The 9658-nt window shown below is 35.7% G+C and carries 6 protein-coding genes and 1 pseudogene; 6 read left to right on the forward strand and 1 reads right to left on the reverse strand.

Annotated elements, in window-relative coordinates:
- Window positions 1-12: 12 nt before the first annotated feature.
- The 6 genes and pseudogenes from D7V20_RS11080 to D7V20_RS11105 all read left to right on the forward strand — a co-directional run.
- On the forward strand, window positions 13-1908 hold the full coding sequence (locus D7V20_RS11080; RefSeq protein WP_120384350.1) for a sigma 54-interacting transcriptional regulator: 1896 nt from the start codon (window positions 13-15) through the stop codon (window positions 1906-1908).
- A gap of 131 nt (window positions 1909-2039) precedes the next feature.
- The gene (locus D7V20_RS11085) at window positions 2040-3671 is read left to right on the forward strand and encodes a long-chain-fatty-acid--CoA ligase (protein ID WP_120384351.1); all 1632 of its coding nucleotides are present in this window, start codon (window positions 2040-2042) and stop codon (window positions 3669-3671) included.
- 108 nt (window positions 3672-3779) lie between these two features.
- Entirely contained in the window at window positions 3780-4091 is a 312-nt protein-coding gene (locus tag D7V20_RS11090) for a DUF485 domain-containing protein (RefSeq protein ID WP_120384352.1), read from the forward strand.
- Window positions 4084-5739 carry a cation/acetate symporter ActP gene (gene actP, locus D7V20_RS11095; protein WP_120384353.1) on the forward strand — a complete coding sequence of 552 codons (1656 nt, stop codon included), beginning with the start codon at window positions 4084-4086 and terminating at the stop codon, window positions 5737-5739. The genes D7V20_RS11090 and actP overlap by 8 nt, the downstream gene beginning before the upstream one ends.
- Before the next feature lie 476 nt (window positions 5740-6215).
- On the forward strand, window positions 6216-7454 hold the full coding sequence (locus D7V20_RS11100) for an NADH:flavin oxidoreductase/NADH oxidase family protein (RefSeq protein WP_120384354.1): 1239 nt from the start codon (window positions 6216-6218) through the stop codon (window positions 7452-7454).
- A 121-nt stretch (window positions 7455-7575) separates the two neighbouring features.
- Window positions 7576-8212: pseudogene (locus D7V20_RS11105) on the forward strand (hypothetical protein); the annotation flags it as partial.
- A gap of 261 nt (window positions 8213-8473) precedes the next feature.
- On the opposite strand, the gene D7V20_RS11110 reads toward D7V20_RS11105, so the two are convergent.
- Complete coding sequence (locus tag D7V20_RS11110; protein WP_120384355.1) at window positions 8474-9523, reverse strand: acetoacetate decarboxylase family protein; 1050 nt, start codon at window positions 9521-9523, stop codon at window positions 8474-8476.
- Between the last annotated feature and the right edge of the window lie 135 nt (window positions 9524-9658).

Genomic DNA, 9658 nt, shown 5'->3' on the forward strand with positions numbered 1-9658 from the left:
ATGGAGTAAGGCATGTTAAATCGAAAACCAATTAATATTTTGGTCACGTATATTAAACAACCCAATGTTAATGGTTTTCGTTTACTGGTTGAGCAAGCGATTGCTGAAATACAATCAGATCAAATCGATTTAGTTGAATGCCATATTTCAGATGTGGAAGATGTTGCAAAGGCATTGTCAAAAAATGGTTGTCAAATTCTGCTGTGTACCGGAGCAACAGCTAGTTTCTTACAAAAAAAATTAAATATCGATGTTCAAACCCTGAGAACAGGAACATTTGATGTAATCCATGCGATTTCTAATTTGAAACAATATAAACGTATTGCATTGATGGGGAGTACATCAACAGTCAATTTGGAAAATTATGCTGATATTTTTGCATTGGACATTAAACAATTTAATTATGATTCATATTTAGATGCTAAAAAAACAGTTCATTTAATTAAAAAACAAGGTTTTGATGCAATTATTGGTTCACCTATTGCAGTTGAATTAGCATTGAATGAACATTTGGTCGGACATTTGGCAATCAGTGTGCCTTCACTGAAAGACTTATTGCAAAATGCATTAAGGACCTTAGAGAAAATTAGACGCGAACAAAATACAATATTACGTTTAACTGAAATTTTTAATCATTTAAATGAAGGGATTTGCTTTATTAGTAAGCAAAAAAATATTTCGTTTATTAATCAGTCGATGAGTGCTTTAATTGAAAAAGAGCCCACAGATGTACTCAATAAAGCTGCAAATGAAATTTTTGAAGGTCTTGATTTTGATATTGATGATGAAAATGCACATCAATTGATTCAGTTTAAAAAACATAAACTTGCTGTGTATATTTCCAAATTGAAAAATGATCATATTAATGGTTATATTTTAAGTGTTCAGGAGTTGAATGCACTTGAACATTCAAATAGTCAATTTAGAAAAGTATCCTCTAAAAATTTTAGTACACGTTATACTTTTGAACAAATACTGAGTCAGGATATAAACTTTAAAAAAACGATTGATCTTGCAAAAGCCTATGCAAAAACTGAAAGTACCATCTTAATTACAGGTGAAAGTGGTACGGGTAAAGAAGTACTTGCACAAAGTATCCATCATCATAGTCGTCGCACTAAAGCGCCATTTGTTGCTATCAACTGTGCATCATTTCCAGAAAGCTTGCTCGAAAGTGAACTTTTTGGTTATGAGGAAGGTGCTTTTACAGGCGCTAAAAAAAACGGTCGTATCGGTTTAATTGAAGCTGCACATAATGGAACGCTTTTTCTCGATGAAATTGGTGATATGCCTTTGCATTTGCAGACCAGATTTTTAAGAGTATTACAGGAACGGCAAATTAACCGTCTAGGTTCAGTTGTGAGTCATTCTTTAGATATTCGGGTGATTGCAGCAACACATGCCGATTTAGAGGAGTTAGTAAAAGCAGGTCGCTTTAGAGCAGATTTGTATTACCGATTAAATATTTTAAGAATATTTGTACCTGCTCTAAGACAAAGAAAAGATGATATTTTATATCTATCAAATACTTTCTTGGCCCGTCAAAACAAATCGATTGATGATTTACCCGATATTTTGGTGAAAGCTATAAAAAAGTACATATGGCCTGGGAATATTCGTGAGCTTGAAAATATGCTTGAACGAATTTTAGTACTATTACAGCTTGATCGTACTTTAATACAACCTGAATTTTTAAGTCAGCAACTTCCAGAATTATTCCAGCTTCAAGAACGTCAAACTGAACAATCGCCATTAAAGGATGTGAAACTCAATCAGGAACTCAGTTTGATTGAAGAAACTCTTGTAGATGTCGGTGGTGATTTAGATCTTGCAGCCAAAAAGCTAGGTGTGAGCCGAACAACCCTTTGGCGACGTATGAAGTTAATGCGTTCATCATTTCAGAAATGAAATGATTTCAAAATAGAAAAATATGAAAAATTAATAAACAATTGATTTTTATAAATAAAAATATTGGCATCATAGTTGCATTTACTCACTGAGCATCTTGTTAAGCTGCTAAATTTCGTGAGGATATAATAATGATGAATGGACTAATGATGCATTGTAATTTAAATATTACTTCAATTATGCAACATGCTTTGATGGTATCAGCACATCAAGAAATAGTAACTTTGAAATCAGATGGAGTAACTAAGCATCGCTATACCTATAAAGATGCTTTCGCCCGTGTTGCGCAGTTTGCAAATGTGATGGCGCAATTGAATGTTTCTGATCATGCAAAAGTTGCAACAATGGCATGGAATACCTATCAACATTTTGAATTACATTATGCAATTCCTTGTACAGGGCGAATTTATCATACAGTAAATCCTAAATTAGCAGCCGAACAAATTGCACATATTATTTGTAATGCGCAAGATGAAATGTTGCTGCTTGAGCCTGATTGTATAGAAGTTATTGAATCTATTTATGAAGAAATCAAACACGTTGTTCGGTATTTTGTGGTCTTGGGAGATGTGAATCCTGATTTATCTGCAAAGTTTAATTTCATGTTTTATGAAGATTTAATCCAAAATCAACCGCAGCAATATGATTGGCCAGAAATTCATGAAGATCGTGCGAGTGGGCTGTGTTACACCTCTGGAACCACAGGAAATCCTAAAGGGGTACTTTATTCTCATCGCAGTACCGTGTTGCATGCATTAGTTTTAAGTATGTCTGATGTTGTGGGTTTAAGTCATCAGAGTTGTATGATGCCATTGGTTCCGCTTTATCATATCAGTGCATGGGGAATGCCGTTTAACGCAGTACTGTGTGGTGCAAAACTTGTTTGGCCGAACGCATTTGCAGGGAAAATTGATAAAATTTTTGAGCTTGTACAAAGTGAGAAAGTCGATATTTCAATTGCTGTGCCAACAGTTTGGACAGCTTATAAGAACTATTTACATGAACATCATATTAGCCACACTTTTTTGAAAAGAGCCATTTCAGGCGGTTCTGCTGCACCTTATGCATTGATTGAAGCAATGCAAAACTATGGTGTTGCATTGGAAAATGGATGGGGTATGACAGAAACAAGCGCTTTAGCTACTTGTAACCGCTTAAATCAAATTAAAGAGAAGCCTGAAACGCAGTCAATTAAATGTGGTAAGCCTATTTTTGGTTTTCAAATGAGATTGAAAGGCCCTAATGGTGAGCTACTTCCACATGATGGTAAACATGAGGGGGTACTTGAAGTAAAAGGTCATTCGATCACTTATCAATACATCAATGCCAAAGATAATATTGGTAAAGCTCATACGGAACAACAAAATCAATGGTTTGATACTGGTGATATTGCTTGTATTGATGAATATGGATATATGCACATCACAGATCGTGCCAAAGACATGATTAAGTCAGGAGGTGAATGGATTAGTAGTGTTGAAGTTGAAAATGCAGCCATGGGATATGACAAAGTTGTAGAGGCTGCTGTGATTGCTGCGAATCATCCTAAATGGGGGGAACGGCCACTGTTAATTTTAGTGCCTAAATCTTCTAAGGAGACCATTAAGCATGAAGAAATTGTAATTTATTTATCTTCTAAATTGCATAAATGGGCAATTCCTTCAGCAACCATTTTAGTCGATGAAATTCCGCATACAGCGACAGGGAAAATCAGCAAAAAAACGTTACGAGAGCAATATCAAGACTATTTTATGCATAGTTAATAAGCTATTGAATTTAGGGGTTATTATTTGTTTATTTATGTTTTGATGCTTTGGTCTGCTGCATAAGTCATTAAATAAAGATGATCCCTAAAAATAAAAGGAATTTTTATGTACGATCAAAACGAAACAAAAATTATTAAGGATGCAAAATTTATTCAAATGGTTAAATTGCGCAATCGCTTTGCGGTTGGTTTAAGTTTAATTGTTTTGGTGGTTTATTTTGTTTTTATTGGGATAGCAACTTTTCAACCGCAGTTTTTGGCACGTTCTTTCGAGCATAGCGTGATTACCATAGGAATACCTGTAGCAGCATTTATCATTTTATTTAGCTGGCTAACAACAGGTATTTATATCTGGATGGCAAATCAATATTTTGATCGGAAAAAAGAACAACTCAAAAAGGAATATCAATATGAATAAATGGATTTATTTAGTGTTATTGTCGGTTTTAAGTTCTTCAGCGTGGGCAGCGCCTCAAGTTGAATCAAGAAACTGGACTGCGATCATCATGTTTGGTTGTGTCGTCGGACTGTCTTTATTTATTACATGGAAGGCAGCACAAAAAACAGTATCCAAGGAAGACTTTTATACTGCAGGAAATTCAATCTCAGCCAAACAAAATGGATTGGCCATCGCTGGTGACTATATGTCTGCCTCTACCTTGCTAGGAGTATCTAGTATGGTGTTTTTTAAAGGTTATGATGGTTTTATCTATGTGACGGGCTTTTTTGTTTGTTGGCCAATTTTGACTTTTCTCATGGCTGAAAGATTAAGAAATTTAGGTAAATATACCTTTGCAGATATTGTTTCTTATCGTTTAGATCCAAAACGGACACGTATTTTAGCAACCTGTGGTTCGCTGATAGTTGTGTGTTGTTATCTCATCTTGCAGATGGTCGGCGCAGGTCAACTGATTAAATTACTGTTTGGTTTAGATTATAAAATCGCGGTGATGTTGGTCGGTTGTTTGATGCTTATATACGTTATTTTTGGTGGAATGATCGCAACAACATGGATCCAAATTGTAAAAGCCATTTTATTACTCTTCGGTGGCACAGTACTGGTATTTTTAGCATTTAAAGCATTTGGATTTAGTCTAAATAATATGGCTGTTGCAGCGATTGATGCGCATAAACTCGGAGAAAAAGTCCTCGAACCTGGTTCAATGCTATCTAACCCAATTAATACTTTGTCGATGTCAATTGGTCTTATTTTTGGTTTAGCAGGATTGCCGCACATTTTGATGCGTTTCTTCACAGTTCCAAATGCAGCTGAAGCTAGACGATCTGTATTTTATGCTTCTGGTTATATTGGTTATTTTTTCATAGTTGTGTGTATTTTAGGACTAGCATCCATCGCAATAGTTGGGACACAACCGCAGTATTTTGTGAATGGCCAATTAGGTGGCGACTTGGTGGGAGGAACCAATATGGTGGCTATGCATTTAGCAGCAGCCTTGGGGGGAAATCTCATGTTAGGCTTTCTGTCTGCTGTGGCTTTTGCTACAATTTTAGCTGTAGTTGCAGGTTTAACACTTGCAGGGGCATCCGCAATTTCTCATGATATTTTTCAGAAAGTGATTAAAAAGGGGAAAGCTTCAGAGAAGCAAGAGATGATTGTATCTCGCTTATCCGTGGTTGCTTTAGGGATTGTTGCTATTGCATGCGGTATTCTTTTTGAAAAAATGAATATTGCATTTTTAATGGGGTTAACTTTCGGAATTGCCGCATCTGCAAATTTTCCAGTCTTAATTTTATCTATGTATTGGAAAGGTTTAACCACTCAAGGTGCAGTCATCGGTGGTTTTACAGGGATGATCAGTGCCATTGTATTGGTCATTTTATCTCCAACGGTTTGGGTTGGAGTACTGGAGCATGAACAAGCGATTTTCCCTTATGACAATCCTGCATTATTTTCAATGCCATTGGCATTTATTACCAGTTTCGTGTTTTCTGTGATTGATCATAGTGAACGTGCTAAGCTTGATCGAGCAGGTTATGAGCAACAAATCGTTCGTTCTGAACTAGGTGTGCAAACGAAAGATCTAGAAAATGTACCTTTACATTAAGTGATTTGCTGAATTTAGGCTTTTTTATCTGTATGTTTACAATAAGAAAGCCTAATGGAGCATGCTGAGAGCATTATTATTAATCAAACCACTTTAAAATATGACTCAATACAATTGAAGGAATAATGCTATTAGATCAAAATTAAAACTAGATTTTCAATTTAATAATTTTAAATAACAAAAACTTAGATAATCAAAGCTAATCATCTGCATGCCAATCCTCTATTTTAATACAATTTGACTAAGTCATTGACTCAGGTTTTATTATTGAAAGCTTTTGGATCTCAAAAATATAGTATTCGATGGGATGATTTTAAAATCTATATTTGAATAGCTATGTAGTTATAAATTTATAATTTAATTCAATAAATTTTTATTTTTCTAATTAATTTTGATAATTCATTCAAAATTGTATTGACATTAAAGTTGACTTTAAACCTATAGTATTTCACATAATCTAAAGAGATATGAAGATAATGAATATATTTAATCCATTAACACTCCCAAATGGTTCAACTATTCCAAACCGAATTGCAAAAGCTGCAATGGAAGAAAACATGGCTGATCTAAATCAAGCACCATCTGAGGCACTCATGCGTTTGTATCAGGCTTGGGCAGAAGGCGGAGCAGGTCTGATTATTACAGGGAATGTCATGGTTGATCGCCGTGCTATGACAGGGCCGGGTGGTGTGGTACTAGAAGATGAAAAGTATTTAGAAATTTTTAAACGCTGGGCAAAAATTGGTCGTGCAAAAGGGGCTCAGTTCTGGTTGCAAATCAACCATCCTGGTCGTCAAATGCAATCTAATTTAGGTCAACAAACATGGGCTCCATCAGCCGTTGCTCTAGATTTAGGAAAAATGTCAGATCGCTTTAATACACCGATTGAAATGACACAGGCGATGATTGATGAAGTGATTCAGCGTTTTGCCAATACTGCACGTTTAGGTGAAAAAGCAGGATTTACTGGTGTTGAAATTCATGCTGCACATGGTTATTTATTGAGCCAATTCCTTTCACCTTTGAGTAATAAACGTCAAGATCAGTGGGGCGGTTCATTAGAAAATCGTGCACGTATTTTGATTGAAATCGTTAAAGCTGTACGTGCAGTTGTTTCGTCAGATTTTGCTGTTGCAGTCAAACTCAATTCAGCAGATTTCCAACGCGGTGGTTTTAGTGCAGAAGACGCTCAGCAAGTGGTACAAATGCTGAATGAATATGCTGTCGATTTGGTTGAACTTTCAGGAGGGAGTTATGAAGCTCCTGCGATGCAAGGTCAAGCTAGAGATGGACGTACCTTAGCTCGTGAGGCTTATTTTCTCGAATTTGCACAAGAAATTCGTAAAGTTGCCAAAATGCCAGTCATGGTGACAGGTGGGATTCGTCGTCATCAAGTTGCAGAGCAAGTGGTTGAAAGTGGTGTAGACATGGTCGGAATCGCAACGGCTTTGGCTCTTGATCCTAACTTGCCTAATCAATGGAAAAATGGACAAAATATTGTGCCAGAACTGAAACCAATCACTTGGGACAATAAAACATTGGCATCGCTTGCTAATATGGCAACAGTGAAATTCCAATTAAGAAAACTTAGCCTTGGAAAAGTACCCAACCCGAAAGTTTCACCTTTATGGGCTTTGGTTTTACAGCAAGCTGCGATGGCACGCCGTACTCGGCAATATAAAAAACGTATGCGTGACTATTCATTTGCATCTTAAGCAACGAGGTTTGTCATGACCAATGATCTAAATCTTCCAAATTGGATAATTTATAGTGCAAATGGTTACACGGGCGAATTGATTGCTCATGAAGCTGTACGTCAAGGACTAAAATCAACTGTTGAAAGAAGCATTATCAGATGCAATCCATTTAGTATTAGGTTTTGACTCAAAAACAGGGCTTTCTCCAGATACCGCCAAGACCAGTGCAGAAGGTATGGCTGAAGGTGGTAAAATCCGTAAAGATGATAAAATCGTTACGGTTCCACTGGCTTATCATGTTCGTAATATTGATTTTGGTGATGGTGAAAAAACTGCGATGAGTGTGCCTTGGGGAGATGTAGCAACTGGATTTTACACGACAGCTATTCCAAATATTGAAGTTTTTGTCCCAGCACCTGCAAAATTGATTTTCGCTGTAAAAATGCTGAATGCTTTACGACCAGTATTCAAAATTCAAGCCATTCAAAAAAGTAATTAAATCGATACTTGGCAAATCTGTGGTTGGACCTGATGCAGAACTGCGTGCCCAATTGCCGACCTACGTTTGGGGCGAAGCTAAAAATGCACATGGACAGACTAAAACCGCACGTATACAAACTGACAATGCATATAGTTTGACTGTAAATGGTTCTATTACAGTAGTGCGTTATTTACTTGAGAATCAGGTTAAAGCAGGGAGTTATACACCTGCTAAATTAATGGGTTATCATTTAGTCACTCAGATTTCAGGTTCAGGATCATTGATCATTTCTTAAATAATCCTTCTTAAATAGTTTGATTTAACATAGTCAGAATAAAACCCATTACAGAATGATTTTGTAATTGGTTTTCTTGTAATGGGTTAAAGTAATAATTCTAATTTTGATTTAAATGTACAAGCTTAGTATGCAAATAAAAATAAATGATAAATTAATCGGTCATTTTATAATTTTCTTACGATTATTATATAAATAAAAAGATCAATGCTTAAATAGAAAATACCCTTTTAGAATATAAAAGGGTATTTTGAAGAGAGCTTATTGTTTAGCAGGTGTGCTTTGTTTTGCATTGTCAAATGCATGGAATGGTATTGGCATATTAAGTGCTAATTGAGCATCTTTTACAACGTCAAAACGAAGTACTTTGTTTGCACCTAAGTCATCAAGTAAATTACTAATAGGTCCACCATTTTTAACAACTTGAACGTTTTTAGGAAATAATTTCTGCCCGAAAGTAAGGGTATTAGATTCGACAGAAGTACTGTGCCATTGACCATCTACAAGTTGATACATTGTTTTCGTTTCAATGCGTGATTGTGGTTTTACAGTTTTGATTTTTGGTACAGGAGCAATCAAACTAAGATCAGATGTACCATTTGTATTAAAAATCTGAGCGTGTACCTGTTTATCGCCAATGGTCATATCGATTGGAGTCAACCATTTAGGTAGTTGATAACCATATACACCACGTACACGTGCAATTTCGGTGTCTACAGGTAAGGCAAGTACATGACCGTAATATTTATGGTTACGCATAGAACTTAATAATTCTGTTGTGTTGAAGTAGTGAGCATTAGGTTGACGAACAACCACAGCCACAGAAACCTCGTCATATGGATCTACATCATTGACGGTGTATGAGAAAAAAGTTAATGAGACTAGCCCATAGCCAGGCAATGGCTGTAATGGTTCAAGCGGAGCTGGAAGTTTTGCCTTTACTTTAGAAATTGGAGCAAGCATTAAAAGCTGTACATTACTGGTACGATAATAAAAATTAGGTGACCAAACTTTGCCGACTCGAGTATCGACCAGTTTTTTGGGAATTTTACGGAAATAATCAATATTACCTGCAGCAGGGTCTTTAGCAACCTCATCCAAATTAGGGTTCATACGAAAGCGATCATAATAACCGCCCTTAGGAACATTCACCTTATATGGACCAAACTCAATAGTTGTTGTTTTGCTATTATCTACTAAAGCAATATTATTTTGGTCTGGATTCGTTTCAGCTGCTTGAACTGATAAGCTTAATAATAAACTTGAAGATAATATGGTGATTGATTGGCTTAATTTAAGTGTGTTGAACATTTTAATGATCCTCCTATAAGTCTTAGTTAAATGCTAAGATTGAAGTTTGGTTTAATGTCAAGTATTTTCTGATTTAAAAAATAAAATTTGTAGATATTAAAGTTTAATATCGATTATTTTTTAATAAGGATTAAT

The sequence above is a fragment of the Acinetobacter rongchengensis genome, assembly GCF_003611475.1.
GTDB lineage: Bacteria > Pseudomonadota > Gammaproteobacteria > Pseudomonadales > Moraxellaceae > Acinetobacter > Acinetobacter rongchengensis.

Excerpts from the sequence above, each read along its gene's own strand:
- D7V20_RS11080 (WP_120384350.1), top strand. The coding sequence starts at position 13 with ATGTTAAATCGAAAACCAATTAATATTTTGGTCACGTATATTAAACAA.
- D7V20_RS11085 (WP_120384351.1), top strand. The coding sequence starts at position 2,040 with ATGATGAATGGACTAATGATGCATTGTAATTTAAATATTACTTCAATT.
- D7V20_RS11090 (WP_120384352.1), top strand. The coding sequence starts at position 3,780 with ATGTACGATCAAAACGAAACAAAAATTATTAAGGATGCAAAATTTATT.
- actP (WP_120384353.1), top strand. The coding sequence starts at position 4,084 with ATGAATAAATGGATTTATTTAGTGTTATTGTCGGTTTTAAGTTCTTCA.
- D7V20_RS11100 (WP_120384354.1), top strand. The coding sequence starts at position 6,216 with ATGAATATATTTAATCCATTAACACTCCCAAATGGTTCAACTATTCCA.
- D7V20_RS11110 (WP_120384355.1), bottom strand. The coding sequence starts at position 9,523 with ATGTTCAACACACTTAAATTAAGCCAATCAATCACCATATTATCTTCA.